This is a genomic window from Bradyrhizobium sp. 23AC, assembly GCF_054863025.1.
In genome coordinates this window covers 173626-189409 of sequence record NZ_JAVAYN010000012.1, presented here as the reverse complement: position 1 = coordinate 189409, position 15784 = coordinate 173626, and the positions used below count along the sequence as shown (strand labels likewise).

The following is a 15784-nucleotide window of genomic DNA, read 5'->3' as shown; positions in this document are numbered from 1 at the left end:
CGCTCCGTTACCAAAACAGGATGATCGAAACGAATTTCTGGCTGTTCCTGGCCGCAGCCTGTCTCATCGCCGCCGTTCCCGGCCCCGGCATCTTCTACGTCGCGGCACGAACCTTGTCGGAGGGACGGGCCAGCGGCTTCGCATCGACCGCAGGCACGGCGCTGGGCGGGCTGGTTCATGTGGTCGCGGGCAGCCTCGGCATCTCCGCAATCATCCTCGCCAGCGCCGAATTGTTCGCCGCCGTCAAATTCGTCGGCGCGCTCTATCTGGTCTGGCTCGGCATCAAGACTTTTCGGAGCGCCGGCCGCACACTGTCGCTCGAGGGAGAAGCCTTCGGCGACAAGCGCGCGTTCCGCGAGGGCGTGCTGGTCGAGGCGCTGAACCCGAAGACCGCCGCGTTCTTCCTCGCCTTCATTCCGCAATTCCTCGATCCCGCGGGACCGAGCCCCACGCTGCAATTCATCCTGCTCGGTGCGATCTCGGTGGCGTTGAACACGCTCGCCGACGTCGTCGTGGTGCTGATGGCCTCCGCGACACGTACGCAGCTGATTGGACGACCGCATCTGATGCGGCGTCTCACGCAGGGCTCCGGCGTCTTCATTGCAGGCCTCGGCCTGTCGCTGGCCCTGGTGCGGCGGCCGGCGAATGGATAGTGCCCCGGTGCTCGCCCCGCAAAGCCGCTTCTACGAGTCTCATGGCCTGCGGCTGCATTATGCCGATTGGGGCAATGAGGGCGCGCCGCCTCTCATCCTGGTCCATGGCGGCCGCGATCATTGCCGGAGCTGGGACGTCATCGCCCGGTCGTTGCAGCCGCATTTTCATGTGGTGGCGCCCGACCTGCGCGGCCATGGCGATTCCGACTGGACCAGGGGCGGCAGCTACGCGCTGACCGAATATGTCTACGATCTCGTCCAGCTCATCCGCACCATCGCAGCTTCTCAGGTGACCCTCGTCGGCCATTCGATGGGCGGCATGGTGAGCCTGATCTTTTCAGGGTCATTCCCCGAGCAGGTCACGAAGCTGGTCGTGCTCGACGGCGTGACCATGCTGCCGGACACGCCGAAGCCGCCGGCGCATGAGCGTATCGGCAAATGGGTAGCCCAGCTCGACAGACTGCATGACCGCACGCCGCGCCACTATGCGACCCTCGAAGACGCCGCCGCACAGATGGTGCTTCACAACAAGCGTCTCTCCCGCGACCTCGCGCTGCATCTCGCCACGCACGGCGCACGGCAGAACGAGGACGGCACCTATAGCTGGAAGTTCGATCCCTATCAGCGTGCCTCCGCGCCGCACCGGCTTTGGCCGGACGATCACATCGCGCTGTGGTCGCGCATCACCTGCCCGACGCTGCTCTTGAACGCCGGCGAGAGTTTTCTCGCCGGTGCCAGGGCAGCAGGCCTGGAGCGTTACTTCCCGCAAGCGCGCGTCGAGACCATCTCAGGCGCCGGACACTGGCTGCAGCACGACAAGCCGGACGAGGTGTTGGGCGAGATCCGGCGGTTTCTCGGGCTGGCCGAGCAAGGCAGCGGCTAGCTCGGCTGCCGTAGGGTGGGCAAAGGCGCGTCAGCGCCGTGCCCACGTTCTTGAAAGTGGTGGGCACGCTTCCGCCTTCGCTCTTTGAGCTACGGCGGACAAGTCGCTTTGCCCACCCTACGGCACTGTCGCCGGGGAAATATCTAGCTCAACGTCCCCGCATGCACCCACCAGCCGGGGTGGTCGCGCCGGATCTTTTCGGCCGCGGCATGCGTGTCGACGGGCGAGCCGTAGATCGCAAAGCACGTCGCGCCCGAGCCGGACATGCGGGCGAGCTTGACGCCGGCGGAGTCACGCAAGGCCTCCAGCACGTCGCCGATGACAGGTTCGATCCGCAGCGCAGGAGCTTCGAGATCGTTGGCGACGGTTTCGAGAACGTCGACCCAATCGGCGATCGACCCGCCCTCTTCCGGCCAGGCGGGAGCTCCCAGAACCGAGGTGGCGCCGACCAGGAGCTCGCCGTTGCGCAGGCCCAGCTGCTGGAAAACATCCTTGGTGGCCATAGGCACGCGCGGATTGACCATCACGCAGGGCATGCTCGGCAGTGCGAGCGGCAGCAGCTGCTCGCCGACGCCGGTCATGTCGCAGGCGCGCGAGAGCAGGCACACCGGGACGTCGGCGCCAGTTGCGAGCGCGACCTTCTGCAGGCGCGGATCGTCGAGCGACAGATTGTTGAGACGCGCCAGGAGTCGCAGCGCCGCTGCCGCATCAGCCGAGCCGCCGCCGATGCCGGCGGCAACCGGCAGCACCTTGTCGAGCGCGAAGGCACCGAGCTTCAGGTTCGGCACCGCGTCGGCCAGAAGCCTGGCGGCCTTGAAGACGAGATTGTCCGCGGTATCGCCGCAAGCCGCGGCCAACGGTCCGGTGGTGGCGAGCTTCAGCTCGCCGCCCGGCTCCAATGTCAGCCGATCGGCGCAATCGGCAAACGCGACCACGCTTTCGAGATCATGATAGCCATCGGCACGACGGCCCACGACGCGAAGGCTGAGATTGACCTTCGCCCGTCCTTCTTCAATCAACGCCGGCATCGGCGACACGCCCCCAACTTCAAGTTCTTTGTCGTGCATGATCTTGTCGGAAAACCGCTACACACTTTTCCGGATCATGCGCCAGACTAGCCGCCCTTGCCGTCGTCCTTCCTCTTGTCCGCCTGCGCGGCCGAAGAGTTCGAATTGTCATCGGCGAGACCATTGGCGATCTTGGCCTCGATCTTCGGCAGCTCCTCCGCCTCGGGCTTGAGATCGCGGGCGTGCGCCCACTGGAATTTGGCTTCCAGCGTGCGGCCGACCCGCCAATAGGCGTCGCCGAGATGGTCGTTGATGGTGGGATCCTCGGGCTTGAGGTCGATCGCGCGCTCGAGGTTCTTCACCGCTTCTTCGTAGTTGCCAATGCGGTAATAGGCCCAGCCGAGGGAGTCGACGATGTAGCCGTCGTCGGGACGTTGCTCGACGGCGCGCTTGATCATCTTCATGCCTTCGTCGAGGTTCACGCCCTGGTCGATCCAGGAATAGCCGAGATAGTTGAGGACGTGCGGCTGGTCGGGCTGGAGCTCGAGCGCCTTCTTCATGTCGGCCTCGGCCTTGGCCCACTGCTTGGAGCGCTCCTCGCAGATACCACGATAATAGTACCAGACGCTGTTAGCCTTGTCGTTGCCGGGCGGCAGCACGTCGACGCCTTGCGAATAGGTCGCGCCGCAGTCGCCGAACCTCTTGCGGCCGCGCTCGATGTTGCCGAGCGCCATGATCGCTTCGAGGTCCTTGGCATCCTCCGATGTCACGCCCTTGAGGATCTTGATCGCCTCGTCGGTGCGGTCGGCGGAATCCAGATCGATGGCAAGCTGGATCTGCGCGTTGCGCTTGAGCGGCGACGTCGACGGCACGCGCTCATAGACCTTGATCGCCATCTGCGGCCGCTTCACGGACTCGTAGAGATCGGCCAGCGAGAGCAGCGCCAGCGGATGGGTCGGCTGGAGGTAGAGCGAGAGCTGGAGATAGACCAGCGCCAGGTCCTCGCCGCCGCGGCGGGTCAGCGTGGCGCCGATGCCGTAGAGCGCCTCGGCGGCGCCGGCCTGGGCGGAATCGGCGAGCGGCGGCATCTTCTTGCCGGCCTTGGTCTCGCGCAGGCCTTCCTGGATCAGCGGATGGCGCGCGAGCTTCTTGTCGAAGGCCTGATAGACGGTGGTCGCGGCGGCGGAATCCTTGTTGCGCGACAGCCAGCGCGCATAGGCCTCGGTCACGCGCAGCATGGAATCGTCGAGCTTGTAGGCGCGCTCGAAGCGGGTACCGGCGTCCTTCTCCTTGCCGGAGAGCTCGAGGATCATGCCGGCGTGAAGGTCCTTGAACAGCGGGTACCATTCGGGACCTGCCAGCTTGTCGATGGTGGCGACACCGCCCTTGGCATCGCCCGCACCATAGGCGGCCCAACCCGACAACAGCGTGGCGACGAGATCGGTGATCGGACCGCGGATCGACTGGTTGATGTTGGTCTGCGCGGCCGCGTACTTCTTCACCTTGAGATCATGCACGCCGACGACGAGACGCGCGACGCGGTTGGTCTTGTCGATGGTGAGGATGCGCTCGGCGAGCTTGACGGCTTCGTCGATGTCGCCGTCGGCGACCGACGAGATGAAGGCGCGGTCGAGCAGCTCGTTGTTCTTGGGATCGGTGCGCAGCGCCGAGCGGTAGAAGGCGGCGGCGGAGGCGGCGTCGCGCTCGACGCTGGCGTGGCGGGCGGCGAGATAGCTGCCGGCGGTGGTGAGCGACTTCAGATCGTTTCGGGTCGGAAACTGTGCCGCCGTGTCGGACGGATGATCCGGCGTCTGCGCCAGGACCCTGCCGGGGACGGTCGCGATCGCTGTGCCCATGAGGGCGATGGCGGCAACAGTCCAGCGGTTGAAACGATTTGAAAACATCAGGGCTCGCCTTGAGTTGGTAGTGCCTGGGTTTGCAGCAGAGGGCCGTATCGCATGCGAACGCGGCCGGTGGCATCGGGACCCGGAACCGTCCGGCGGACAATGCCGCTTTTGGCGCTTCGCCGCAAGGATTCGGGCCGGGCGATCCCCTCCGCACGCCTTAAATCGGCCAAGAGCGGTCCCAAGACGCTGCCAGTATGGCCTTATCGTGGCCGCGACCGGTGGCCGCAGCGGTGTCCTCACGCGAACGTGCGCCGGATCACCCTCGTGATCAGGTCCTTTTGCTCGGCCGGCTGTTACATCGCCTCGTAGTTCGGACCGCCACCACCCTCCGGAGGAACCCAGGTGATGTTACCGTTGGGGTCCTTCACGTCGCAGGTTTTGCAGTGAACGCAGTTCTGGGCGTTGATCTGGAAACGCGGGCTCGATCCTTCCTCGACCCATTCATAGACGCCGGCCGGGCAATAGCGATTCGAGGGACCCGCGAATACGTCGTGCTCGGAGGTCTTTTGCAGGTTCATGTCGGTGACCTTGAGATGGACCGGCTGGTCCTCCTCATGGTTGGTGTTGGACAGGAACACCGAGGACAGTTTGTCGAACGAGATCTTGCCGTCCGGCTTCGGATAGTTCTTGGGCGCGTGGCTCTTGGCCGGATCGAGCGTGGCGCGATCGGGCTTGGCGTGCGCCTGGGTGCCGAACAGCGAGGCGCCAAACAGCGTGTTGCACCACATGTCGATGCCGCCGAGTGCGACGCCCAGCACGGTGCCGAACTTCGACCACAGCGGCTTGACGTTGCGGACCAGGAACAGGTCCTTGCCGACCGACGACGAGCGCCACGCATTCTCGTATTCGACGAGTTCGTCATTGGCGCGATCGGCGGCCAGCGCCGCCGCGACATGTTCAGCCGCGAGCATGCCGGTGCCCATCGCATTGTGCACGCCCTTGATGCGCGGCACGTTGACGAAGCCGGCCGCGCAGCCGATCAGCGCGCCGCCGGGGAAGCTCAGCCTCGGCACCGACTGGTAGCCGCCCTCGGTAATGGCGCGCGCGCCATAGGCGAGACGCTTGCCGCCTTCAAAGGTGCCGCGGATCGAAGGATGGGTCTTGAAGCGCTGGAATTCGTCGAACGGCGACAGGTACGGATCGTCGTAGTTCAGATGCACGACGAAGCCGACGGCGACGAGGTTGTCGTCGTAATGATAGAGGAACGAGCCGCCGCCGGTCTTCAGGTCGAGCGGCCAGCCGAAGGAATGCTGGATCATGCCCTTCTGGTGCTTGGCGGGATCGATCTGCCAGACTTCCTTGAGGCCGATGCCGAACTTCGCCGGCTCGCTCTTGGAATCGAGCGCGAACTTGGCAATGAGCTGCTTGGTCAGGCTGCCGCGGGCGCCTTCGGCGAACAGCGTGTACTTGCTGAGCAATTCCATGCCACGGGTGAAGGAGTCCTTCGGCTTGCCGTCCCGGCCGATGCCCATGTCGCCGGTGGCAATGCCCTTGACGTTACCGGCGTCGTCATAGAGCACCTCGGCCGCGGCGAAGCCCGGATAGATCTCGACGCCGAGCGCTTCAGCCTTGCGCGCCAGCCAGCGGCAGACATTGCCGAGCGAGCCAATGTAGCAGTGATGATTGTCCATCAGCGGCGGCATCATGAAGTTCGGCAGCTTGATCGCGCCGCCGCCCGTCATCCAGTAGAAGCGGTCGTCCTTCACCTGGGTCTTCAGCGGGCAATCGGCATCATCGCGCCAGTCCGGGATCAGCTTGTCGAGCCCGGCAGGGTCGATCACGGCGCCGGAGAGAATGTGCGCGCCGACCTCCGAGCCCTTCTCCACCACGACGACGTTGAGATCGGCATTGAGCTGCTTCAGCCGGATCGCGGCCGACAGGCCCGAGGGGCCGGCGCCGACGATGACGACGTCGAATTCCATGGATTCGCGCGGGGGAAGTTCTTCGGTGCTCATCTGATCTCAGCCCTTGAGACGGTCCTTGGTCATTTGCGCCCTCTTGTTTCCGATTTTTCCGGGTAGGACAACCACGGAAATGCGTTTCGCCGGGGTGCAAGGGGGTGCAAGGCGCCCTAAACGGGACCTCCCCGGTTCTGGTAGGCCAGAACCGGGGAAGTCCCATCTTTTTTGACGCGTTTTCTTCACGCGAACCGGGTGCCCACTTCGCTCGAAAACGCTATGCTATAATAGTCAGACTTTCCCATGATCCCAGAACCCGCACCCACCGTCCGCGAGCTTCTCGCCTTCTATCTGGAGGCCGGTGTCGATTGCGCGCTCGTGGAGGAACCGATCGACCGCCTGGCGGAATTGGATGCCCCGCCGCCTGCCCCGCGCGCGGCACCTCCGGTCGAGGCACCGCGGCCGGTCGCCGCGCCGGCGGCCATGCGCGGCGAGGCCGCACCCGCGCCCGACATCGCGATCGCCTCGGCGCGCGAGGCCGCGCGCACTGCGCCGACGCTGGAAGCGCTGCAGGAGCTGATGCAGAGCTTCGAGGGCTGTGCGCTGAAGCACACCGCGACGCGATTGGTATTTGCCGACGGCAATCCGCAGGCGCGCATCATGTTCGTCGGCGAGGCGCCGGGCCGCGACGAGGACATCGAGGGTCTGCCCTTCGTCGGGCGCAGCGGCAAGCTGCTCGATCTGATGATCGGCGCGATCGGCCTCAACCGCAGCACCGCCTACATCGCCAACGTGATTCCGTGGCGGCCGCCCGGCAACCGCACGCCGACGCCGCAGGAGACGCAGATCTGCCTGCCCTTCATCCAACGCCAGATCGAACTGGTGAATCCCGACGTGCTGGTGACGCTCGGCAATCCCTCGACGCAGACGCTGCTCGGAACACGCGAAGGCATCATGCGCACCCGCGGGCGCTGGTTCGACTACGAGACGGGGGCGCGCACCATCCGCGCGCTGCCGACGTTCCATCCGGCCTATCTGCTCCGCTCGCCGTCCTACAAGCGGCTGGCCTGGCAGGATCTGCGCGCGATCGCCAAGGTGCTGGCGGGCTAGCGAGCTCTCGTAGGGTGGGCAAAGCGAAGCGTGCCCACCACCTTTGTCGTGGCGACGGATAGACACGACGTGGGCACGGCGCGTTGCGCCTTTGCCCACCCTACGATTTCAGGTCCGTAGCAACGCGCGGCTCACGTCCCCTTCGGCCGCACGATGGCCCAGCCGACGCGCAGGAGCTGCTGACGACCGGTCACCAGCCATTCGAAGGCGCGCGGGACTTCCGGGACGATGCCGGGAAAGCGCTTGAGGATGTCCGGCGGCGGCGTGCCAGCGGTATCGGAGGCGCGCCAGACCACGACGCCGCCGGTCTCGCTGAATTTGGCCTGATTGATCCACGGCGTGCGCGCGGGGTCGGCGTCGATGAAGAGATGCGGCCGGCCGGAATGCAGCGTGATCAGGCTCGCGAGCGATGCCTCGCCGCCCACCGCGCGCAGGCGATGGTTGGTGCGGCGGGCAAAGCTCTCGTCGAAGAAGTCCGAGATCGCGCGCGCCGGCATCGAGGTCGCGATCTCGTTAGTGCCAGTCCAGGGCAGCAGCAGGACGGCGAGCACGACGCCGACGGCCGGCGCCACGACAGCGGCGGCCCAGACCGTCCGCAGCATCCGCGCACGGCGCATCGCGATGAGATCGCCGGCTGCGACCACCACGGCAAGCCCGGACACAACCAGCACGACGCCGGCGCCGCCGACCACGGATTCGAGCCCGAGCAGGCCGGAGATCAGCACCGCGCCCAGCGCCGGCGCCAGCGCGAAGAAATAGACGAAGTTACGCGCCAGCGGCTCGACCGGCGGCCGATAGATGATCGGCGGCTCTTCGCCCTTGCCGGCGAACAGCCCGGTGTTGAGGAAGGTCAGCGCCGGGATCGCGGCGGCCCCGAGCACAAGGCCGCCGAACAGCCAGGCCGCATGCAGGGCGCGGGCATTCAGCTCCGCAACTTGCGGCAAGGCCGGCATCACCAGCGTCTCGGCACGCATCAGCCAGACCGCATAGGGCAGCGCCAGCACAGCGACGACAACAAGCGCGAACAGCGGATCGAGCGCGCGCAGCGTCCGGCGGCCGCCGGCGGTCGAGACCGCGAAGACGACGAGCAGCAGCAGCAGGAAGATCGCCGCGGGCGTCGTCAGCAGCAACAGACCGGCCTCGATCGACCAGGCGAACCAGGCATTGCCGCGGCGCTGGCCGATGATCTGCCAGGAGTGCAGCAGCAGCAGCGCCCAGAGCGGCCGGGCCAGGACAAGCGGGCCAAAGTCGAGCGCCGACGAGGAGAAGGCGAGCACCGTCATGGTCAAGAGCACCGCGAGCACCGCCTGCTGCGAGCCGACCACGGCGCGGGAGAGATGATAGAGCGCAATGAACGTCGCGATCTCGCAGAGCTCGGCGAGCACATAGACGCCGAACATGTGGCCGCCGGCGGCGCGATAGGCGATGTCGGCGAGCCAGACCGGCAAGGGCGGACCGAGATCGGTGCCGACCTGGTATTCGCGTCCGAAAGCCAGGAGCGTCGCAAGGCTGCCGGGCGGGCTGCGGTAGAACACCAGCGCCACGAACAGCCACATCGCGGCCTGCAGCAGCACGGCGATCCAGACGATCAGCCGCGGCCGGGCGCGAATGAGCTCGATGACCAGGGAGGTAAACCGCATGCAACGTCCGAAAGATGCAGCCAACCCGTCCAGCCGGCCCTATTCGCTCACAAACACTTTGATAAGGGGCGCTGCGCGTCGTGGCAACGACGGTTTGCTCGTCATGCCCGGGCTTGTCCCGCCTGCGCGGCCGAAGCCGCTTCGGCGCGGCGAAGACCCGGGCATCCACGCCCGTCGTGCCGCGGGAAAGACGTGGATGGCCGGGTCAAGCCCGGCCATGACGGATGGAGAAGCTGTGGGGCCAACCCTAGAGATTCGCCGAGAGGTCGACCCCGACGCTCGCTTCCACCTGCACCTCGACCTCGGTGACCGTAAACAGATCCTGCATCGGCTCGACCGTCCACGGCATGTGCTTGGCACGCGCGGCGGCGACCGGGGCGAAGAAGCGGCGGTGATGGACGGAGGGGCCGAGGCGGTCGAGCGCGTCGAGGTGCTCGGGGACGGCGTAGCCCTTGTGCTGCTCGAAGCCGTAGCCGGGGCAGTCCTGCGCCAGCGCGCACATCAAGCGGTCGCGCGTCACCTTGGCGATGATGGAGGCCGCCGCGATCGACAGCACGATGCCGTCGCCGCCGATCACGGCCTCACAGTCGCATTCCGTGTCGAGCCGGTCGCGGCCGTCGACGAAGACGTGCCTCGGCGCCTCCGGCAGCGCCACGACGGCGCGCTTCAGCGCCCACAGTGAGGCGCGCAATATATTGTCGCGGTCGATTCGCGAGGGCGAAGCGACGGCGACCGAGACCTGGGCGGTGGCGCAGATCTTGTCGAACAATTTTTCGCGCTCCTCGGCGGTCAGACGCTTGGAATCGTCGATGCCGCGCGGGATCCGGTCGGGGTCGAGAATCACGGCCGCGGCTACCACGGGGCCGGCGAGCGGCCCGCGGCCGGCCTCGTCGCAGCCGGCGACCGGCCAGACGCCGCGCTTGATCAGCGCGCGCTCGCGCCGGAAGCTCGGCGGTGCGACCGCGATGATGCCTTTCTTGCCTGCGGGAACGGCCGTTGTTTTGGTCGCAGGCGCTTTGCCGGCCTTGGCGGGCGCTGCCTTCTTCGCAGCGTCCTTCTTTGGCGCGTCTTTGGCCGGTGTCTTGGCGGACTTGTCCCGAATCATGGCGGGGATCGTGCGCAAGCGGCCCGGCCGGCGCAACCGGGAACCCCGCGCAATTCCCGTTATTCAGGCCGCCCTATTCCGCCAGGTGCACCCGCCGGTCCTCGCCGACCTCGATGCCGGGTGCGACCACGACCTCCCAGGGATGTCCGTCAGGATCGGCGAAATAACCGGAATAGCCGCCGTAATCGGTCTCGTGCGCGGCCTTCACCAGCTTTGCCCCCTTGCCGAGGGCGAAGGCCAGCACCGCGTCGACCTCCTCCCGTGTCCGACAGTTCCAGGCGAGGGTGATGCCGCGGAAGGTTGTCGGCCTCGGCTGGTCCGCCAACGCAGCGTCCGCCGCGAGCTGATCCCAGGGATACAGCGCGAGCACCGGACCGCCGGTATCGTAGAACGCAACCGCCTCGCCGGTCGCCTTCAGCCGGCGCGAAAAGCCGAGGGCGTCGTAAAAAGCGATGCTGGCGCGGATATCGCTGACGCCGAGCGTGATGACAGTGAGCCGCGGCACCGGCGAGTGAAGTTCCTTGACCATGCGACGCCTCTTCCACTTCCCGATCAGAACAGGCTGAGCTGATCGCCGTTCCGCTTCGGCCGGGCAAAGTGATCGGTCGTCAGCCTGGAGCGCCGCTTGTTGAGGCCGAGCCTGTCGCAGGCGATCTCGAAGCGGCGGCCGATGGTCCAGGCCATCGGTCCGGTGCCCTTCATGCGCTCGCCCCATTTCGCATCGTAGTCGCGCCCGCCGCGCATGTCGCGGATCAGCGTGAAGACGTGGCGGTAGCGGTCCGGATAGTTCGCCATCAACCATTCGCGGAAGAGATCGCGCACCTCCAGCGGCAGCCGCAGCAGCACGTAGGAGGCTTCCTTGACGCCGGCATGGGCGGCAGCATCGAGGATGCGCTCGATCTCGGAATCGTTCAGTGCGGGGATCACGGGCGCGACCATCACGGTGGTCGGGATGCCGGCATCCGAGAGCTGCTTCAGCGCCTCCAGCCGCTTCGACGGCGTCGAGGCGCGGGGCTCCATGGTGCGCGCGAGCTTCGGATCGAGCGAGGTGACCGAGATCGCGACCTTGGCGAGGTTGCGCTTGGCCATCCGCGCGAGAATGTCGATGTCGCGTACCACCAGCGCCGACTTGGTAACGATGCCGACGGGATGGCCGGCACGCTCGAGAACCTCGAGGATACCGCGCATGATTTTGCGCTCGCGCTCGATCGGTTGATAAGGATCGGTGTTGGTGCCGATCGCGATCATCCGGGGCTCATAGCCGGTCGCGGCGAGCTCCTTCTCCAGCAGCGCCGGCGCCTCGGGCTTGACGAACAGTTTTGACTCGAAGTCGAGCCCCGGCGACAGGCCGAGATAGGCATGGGTCGGCCGCGCGAAGCAATAGACGCAGCCATGCTCACAGCCGCGATAGGGATTGATCGAGCGATCGAAGCCGATATCGGGGGAATCGTTGCGGGTGATCACCTTGCGCGAGGTGTCGACGCCGACACTGGTCTTGAACGGCGGCAGCTCTTCCAGGCTCTGCCAGCCGTCGTCGAAAGCGACGCGCGCCTCGGCCTCATAGCGGCCGCTGGCATTCGACTGTGCGCCCCGCCCTCGCCTGCGCGCGCGGTCGATGGCGACGCCAAGTTCCGGAAAGTCAGAGTCCACACCCGCCGGCTCGGAGGGCGCCGTGACCGGCGGGTGCTTGAGAGCATGAGAGGATGCTGCTGGACTCATGAAGCCAAGATAGCATGCAAAAGGAACAAATCAAGAACGCAAACAAAAAATGGGAAAACAACCCCATGCAAAGGTGCCGCCCAAATTTCGGGCGCGGTCCTTTGACCTCACGCAACACGCCCGTCGCAACGATTTCGTTTGATGCCGGCCAGGGATCAATCGTCGCGGAACAATGTTGGTGACGATCGGCGGGTGAAGGTCAGCAGGAACATGACAAATCAACAACAATCGGCCGCGGCAAGCAGCAACCTCGACCTGCTCGATCGCTACTGGCGCGCCGCGAACTACCTCTCCGTCGGGCAAATCTACCTGCTCGATAATCCGCTGCTGCGCGAGCCCTTGCGGGCCGAGCACATCAAGCCGCGCCTGCTCGGCCATTGGGGCACGACGCCCGGCCTGAACTTCATCTACGCCCATCTCAACCGCGTCATCCACGCGCTCGATATCAGCGTGCTCTATGTCTGCGGTCCCGGCCATGGCGGGCCGGGCATGGTCGCCAACACCTATCTGGAAGGCAGCTACAGCGAGATCTATCCCGACATCGCGCGCGACAAGGACGGATTGCGCAAGCTGTTCAGGCAGTTCTCCTTTCCCGGCGGCATTCCGAGCCACGCGGCGCCGGAAACGCCGGGCTCGATCCACGAAGGCGGCGAGCTCGGCTACGCGCTGGTGCACGCCTACGGTGCGGCGCTGGACAATCCTGATTTGATCGTGGCTTGCGTGGTCGGTGACGGCGAAGCGGAAACCGGTCCGCTCGCGGCCTCCTGGCACTCCAACAAGTTCCTGAACCCCACCCATGACGGCGCGGTGCTGCCGATCCTGCATCTCAACGGCTACAAGATCGCCAATCCGACCGTGCTCGGGCGAATGCCCGACAGCGAGATCCGCGATCTGTTCCGCGGGTTCGGCCACGAGCCGCTGTTCGTCGAGGGCGACGATCCCAAATTGATGCATCAGGCCATGGCGGATGCGCTCGACGTTGCGCTCGCCAGCATCCGCTCGATCCAGCAGCACGCCCGCGACGGCCGCAAGGCAGTCGAGCGGCCGCGCTGGCCGATGATCGTGCTGCGCAGCCCGAAAGGCTGGACCGGCCCGAAAGAGGTCGACGGCAAGAAGATCGAGGGTTTTTGGCGCGCGCATCAAGTCCCGGTGGCGGGCTGTCGCGAAAACCCGGCGCACCTCAAAGTGCTCGAAGACTGGATGCGCAGCTACGAGCCGGAAAAGCTGTTCGACCAGAGCGGCGCGCTCATTCCAGAACTTCAGGCGCTCGCGCCCGAAGGCATTCGCCGCATGGGCGCCAATCCGCATGCCAATGGCGGCCTGCTCAAGAAGGAGCTGAAGCTGCCGGACTTCCGCAGCTTCGCCATCGAGGTGCCGCGGCCCGGCGGCGCCATCGGGGAAGCGACGCGCGAGCTCGGCAAATTCCTGCGCGACGTCATCCGCCTCAACGCGAAGGAGCGCAATTTCCGCATCATGGGACCGGATGAGACCGCGTCAAATCGGCTCGATGCGGTGTTCGAGGCGACCGAACGGGTCTGGCTGGAGCCGATCGAGCCTTACGACGTGCACCTTGCGCAGGACGGCCGCGTCATGGAGGTGCTGAGCGAGCATCTCTGCCAGGGCTGGCTCGAGGGCTATCTGCTCACCGGACGCCACGGCTTCTTCTCCTGCTACGAGGCCTTCATCCACATCGTGGATTCCATGTTCAACCAGCACGCCAAATGGCTGAAGGTCACGCGCGATCTGCCGTGGCGGCGCCCGATCGCCTCGCTCAACTATCTCCTGACCTCGCATGTCTGGCGGCAGGACCATAACGGCTTCAGCCATCAGGATCCCGGCTTCGTCGATCTCGTCGCCAACAAGAAGGCTGATATCGTTCGTATCTACTTCCCGCCCGATGCCAACACGCTGCTGTGGATCGCCGATCACTGCCTGCGGACCTACAACCGCATCAATGTCATCGTCGCCGGCAAGCAGCCGGCGCCGCAATGGCTCTCGATGCAGGAAGCAGCCACGCATTGCGATGCCGGCATCGGCATCTGGACCTGGGCGGGAACGGAAGATGCAACGGGCGAGCCCGACGTGGTGATGGCCTGCGCCGGCGATGTGCCGACGCTGGAGACGCTCGCCGCCGTCGACCTCTTGCGCAAGGCGCTGCCGGATTTGAAGATCCGCGTCGTCAACGTCGTCGACCTCATGACGCTGCAGCCCAGGGATCAGCATCCTCATGGGCTTTCGGACCGCGACTTCGACAGCCTTTTCACGACGGACAAGCCCGTCATCTTCGCCTATCACGGCTATCCCTATCTGATCCATCGGCTGACCTATAACCGCACCAACCATGCCGGCATGCATGTGCGCGGCTTTGCCGAGGAAGGCACCACGACGACGCCGTTCGACATGGTCGTGCTCAACGAGCTCGACCGATACCACCTCGCGATCGAGGCGATCGAACGCGTACCCGGGCTCGCGGCCAAGGCTGCACAGGCGAAGCAGCAATTCCGCGACAAGCTGATCGAGCATTCGCGCTACGTGCGCGAGTACGGCGAGGACATGCCTGATGTCCAGGGCTGGGTCTGGCCCAACAGTTCCGGCGGCAACACCCCGACTGAGGCCGGCGATTAGCCATGGCGGACACGGTCCTCGTCCTCAACTCGGGATCGTCGAGCATCAAGTTCGGCCTGTTCGAGATCTCGGCTGTTGAACCCCGCCTGCTCTGCAAGGGGCTGCTCGACGAGCACGAGGCAAAACCCCGGCTGGTGGTGAAGAGCCCCGCGGGCGAAGACCTGTTCGAGACGCGGACAGAGGCGCCGGATGCCGATGGCGGCCATCTGTTCGCCGACGTGCTCGCCTTCATCGAGGACCGGTTCGGCGGACATCATCTGCGCGCCGTCGGCCATCGCATCGTTCATGGCGGGCCGGACTATTCAGGCCCGGTCGCGCTGACCGATGACGTGATCGAAAAGCTTGAGGCGCTGACGCCGCTGGCGCCGCTGCACCAGCCGCGGTGCCTCGCGCCAATTCGCACGCTCGCGGCGATCCGGCCAGCGCTGAGGCAGATCGCGTGCTTCGATACGGCGTTCCATCACGGCCTGGCGCCGCCGGCGAGCCGCTTCGCGATTCCGAGGCGCTACGAGGAACGAGGCGTCCGACGCTACGGATTTCACGGCCTCGCCTTCGAATATGTCGCGGGACGCCTCGCCGAGATTGCGCCGGAGCTCGTCGCCAAGCGCACCGTCATCGCGCATCTCGGCAACGGCGCCAGCCTGTGCGCGTTGCGCAACGGCCGCAGCGTCGACACCACCATGGGACTAACGCCGCTCGACGGCCTCGTGATGGGCACACGCTGCGGCACGATCGATCCCGGCGTGCTGCTCTATCTGCAACAACACGAAAAGATGTCGATCGAGGATGTCCAGCACCTGCTCTATCACCAGTCGGGCCTGCTCGGCGTCTCCGGCATCTCCGCGGACATGCGCACGCTGCTTGCGAGCGGCGAGATTGCCGCGCGAAACGCGGTCGATCTCTTCACCTTCCGCGCGGCGCAGCAGGTCGCGATGATGGCGACCACGCTTGGCGGCCTCGACTGCCTGGTCTTCACCGGCGGCATCGGCGAGCACGCCAAGGAGATCCGCAGCGCGATCGGCGAACGGCTCGGCTGGCTCGGCGTGCGGATCGACGCGGCGGCGAACGAGGAGGCACGTGAGCGGATCAGCGGTAACGATAGCGCGGTGGAGGTGTTCGTCATTGCAACGAACGAGGAACTGACGATCGCGCGCCACTGTGCAGCGGTGCTGCGAACTAAAGGGACAATATCGTAGGGTGGGCAAAGGCGCAAAGCGCCGTGCCCACCCTACGACAC

Annotated in this window: 12 protein-coding genes; 5 read left to right on the top strand and 7 right to left on the bottom strand. The window is 65.9% G+C overall.

Annotated elements, in window-relative coordinates:
• The first annotated feature begins 20 nt into the window (after nucleotides 1-20).
• Together RAD10_RS25915 and RAD10_RS25910 are read left to right on the top strand one after the other, a co-directional pair.
• Entirely contained in the window at nucleotides 21-653 is a 633-nt protein-coding gene (locus RAD10_RS25915; RefSeq protein WP_461619715.1) for a LysE family translocator, read from the top strand.
• Nucleotides 646-1536 carry an alpha/beta fold hydrolase gene (locus RAD10_RS25910; RefSeq protein WP_461619714.1) on the top strand — a complete coding sequence of 297 codons (891 nt, stop codon included), beginning with the start codon at nucleotides 646-648 and terminating at the stop codon, nucleotides 1534-1536. The genes RAD10_RS25915 and RAD10_RS25910 overlap by 8 nt, the downstream gene beginning before the upstream one ends.
• 143 nt (nucleotides 1537-1679) lie before the next feature.
• Here the strand turns inward: RAD10_RS25910 and RAD10_RS25905 are convergent, their stop codons facing one another.
• The 3 genes from RAD10_RS25905 to RAD10_RS25895 all read right to left on the bottom strand — a co-directional run bounded on the left by RAD10_RS25905 (nucleotide 1680) and on the right by RAD10_RS25895 (nucleotide 6405).
• Nucleotides 1680-2564, bottom strand: a complete 885-nt coding sequence (locus RAD10_RS25905; protein ID WP_461619757.1) for a 4-(cytidine 5'-diphospho)-2-C-methyl-D-erythritol kinase — start codon at nucleotides 2562-2564, stop codon at nucleotides 1680-1682.
• A gap of 86 nt (nucleotides 2565-2650) precedes the next feature.
• Nucleotides 2651-4447 (bottom strand): tetratricopeptide repeat protein, encoded by a 1797-nt coding sequence (locus RAD10_RS25900; protein WP_461619713.1) that lies wholly within the window; start codon nucleotides 4445-4447, stop codon nucleotides 2651-2653.
• A gap of 296 nt (nucleotides 4448-4743) precedes the next feature.
• On the bottom strand, nucleotides 4744-6405 hold the full coding sequence (locus tag RAD10_RS25895) for an electron transfer flavoprotein-ubiquinone oxidoreductase (protein WP_461619712.1): 1662 nt from the start codon (nucleotides 6403-6405) through the stop codon (nucleotides 4744-4746).
• A gap of 246 nt (nucleotides 6406-6651) precedes the next feature.
• Between RAD10_RS25895 and RAD10_RS25890 the strand changes: the two genes are divergently transcribed.
• Nucleotides 6652-7458 (top strand): uracil-DNA glycosylase, encoded by an 807-nt coding sequence (locus RAD10_RS25890; RefSeq protein WP_461619711.1) that lies wholly within the window; start codon nucleotides 6652-6654, stop codon nucleotides 7456-7458.
• 131 nt (nucleotides 7459-7589) lie between these two features.
• On the opposite strand, the gene RAD10_RS25885 is transcribed toward RAD10_RS25890, so the two are convergent.
• The 4 genes from RAD10_RS25885 to RAD10_RS25870 all read right to left on the bottom strand — a co-directional run bounded on the left by RAD10_RS25885 (nucleotide 7590) and on the right by RAD10_RS25870 (nucleotide 11922).
• Entirely contained in the window at nucleotides 7590-9098 is a 1509-nt protein-coding gene (locus RAD10_RS25885; RefSeq protein ID WP_461619710.1) for a glycosyltransferase family 39 protein, read from the bottom strand.
• Between the two features lie 247 nt (nucleotides 9099-9345).
• A complete protein-coding gene (locus tag RAD10_RS25880; RefSeq protein WP_461619709.1) occupies nucleotides 9346-10203 on the bottom strand; it encodes a ribonuclease HII in 858 nt (285 codons plus the stop codon).
• A gap of 73 nt (nucleotides 10204-10276) precedes the next feature.
• Nucleotides 10277-10732 (bottom strand): VOC family protein, encoded by a 456-nt coding sequence (locus RAD10_RS25875; RefSeq protein ID WP_461619708.1) that lies wholly within the window; start codon nucleotides 10730-10732, stop codon nucleotides 10277-10279.
• Between the two features lie 23 nt (nucleotides 10733-10755).
• Nucleotides 10756-11922 carry a PA0069 family radical SAM protein gene (locus RAD10_RS25870; protein ID WP_461619707.1) on the bottom strand — a complete coding sequence of 389 codons (1167 nt, stop codon included), beginning with the start codon at nucleotides 11920-11922 and terminating at the stop codon, nucleotides 10756-10758.
• A gap of 210 nt (nucleotides 11923-12132) precedes the next feature.
• On the opposite strand from RAD10_RS25870, the gene RAD10_RS25865 reads away from it, so the two are divergent.
• Complete coding sequence (locus RAD10_RS25865; protein WP_461619706.1) at nucleotides 12133-14547, top strand: phosphoketolase family protein; 2415 nt, start codon at nucleotides 12133-12135, stop codon at nucleotides 14545-14547.
• 2 nt (nucleotides 14548-14549) lie between these two features.
• A complete protein-coding gene (locus RAD10_RS25860) occupies nucleotides 14550-15743 on the top strand; it encodes an acetate/propionate family kinase (protein ID WP_461619705.1) in 1194 nt (397 codons plus the stop codon).
• The last annotated feature ends 41 nt before the right edge of the window (nucleotides 15744-15784 follow it).

What these genes read in the sequence shown, in the direction of transcription:
- RAD10_RS25915 (WP_461619715.1), top strand. Translation starts at nt 21, where the DNA reads ATGATCGAAACGAATTTCTGGCTGTTCCTGGCCGCAGCCTGTCTCATC.
- RAD10_RS25865 (WP_461619706.1), top strand. Translation starts at nt 12,133, where the DNA reads ATGACAAATCAACAACAATCGGCCGCGGCAAGCAGCAACCTCGACCTG.
- RAD10_RS25905 (WP_461619757.1), bottom strand. Translation starts at nt 2,564, where the DNA reads ATGCCGGCGTTGATTGAAGAAGGACGGGCGAAGGTCAATCTCAGCCTT.
- RAD10_RS25870 (WP_461619707.1), bottom strand. Translation starts at nt 11,922, where the DNA reads ATGAGTCCAGCAGCATCCTCTCATGCTCTCAAGCACCCGCCGGTCACG.
- RAD10_RS25880 (WP_461619709.1), bottom strand. Translation starts at nt 10,203, where the DNA reads ATGATTCGGGACAAGTCCGCCAAGACACCGGCCAAAGACGCGCCAAAG.
- RAD10_RS25890 (WP_461619711.1), top strand. Translation starts at nt 6,652, where the DNA reads ATGATCCCAGAACCCGCACCCACCGTCCGCGAGCTTCTCGCCTTCTAT.
- RAD10_RS25875 (WP_461619708.1), bottom strand. Translation starts at nt 10,732, where the DNA reads ATGGTCAAGGAACTTCACTCGCCGGTGCCGCGGCTCACTGTCATCACG.
- RAD10_RS25885 (WP_461619710.1), bottom strand. Translation starts at nt 9,098, where the DNA reads ATGCGGTTTACCTCCCTGGTCATCGAGCTCATTCGCGCCCGGCCGCGG.
- RAD10_RS25910 (WP_461619714.1), top strand. Translation starts at nt 646, where the DNA reads ATGGATAGTGCCCCGGTGCTCGCCCCGCAAAGCCGCTTCTACGAGTCT.
- RAD10_RS25900 (WP_461619713.1), bottom strand. Translation starts at nt 4,447, where the DNA reads ATGTTTTCAAATCGTTTCAACCGCTGGACTGTTGCCGCCATCGCCCTC.
- RAD10_RS25860 (WP_461619705.1), top strand. Translation starts at nt 14,550, where the DNA reads ATGGCGGACACGGTCCTCGTCCTCAACTCGGGATCGTCGAGCATCAAG.
- RAD10_RS25895 (WP_461619712.1), bottom strand. Translation starts at nt 6,405, where the DNA reads ATGAGCACCGAAGAACTTCCCCCGCGCGAATCCATGGAATTCGACGTC.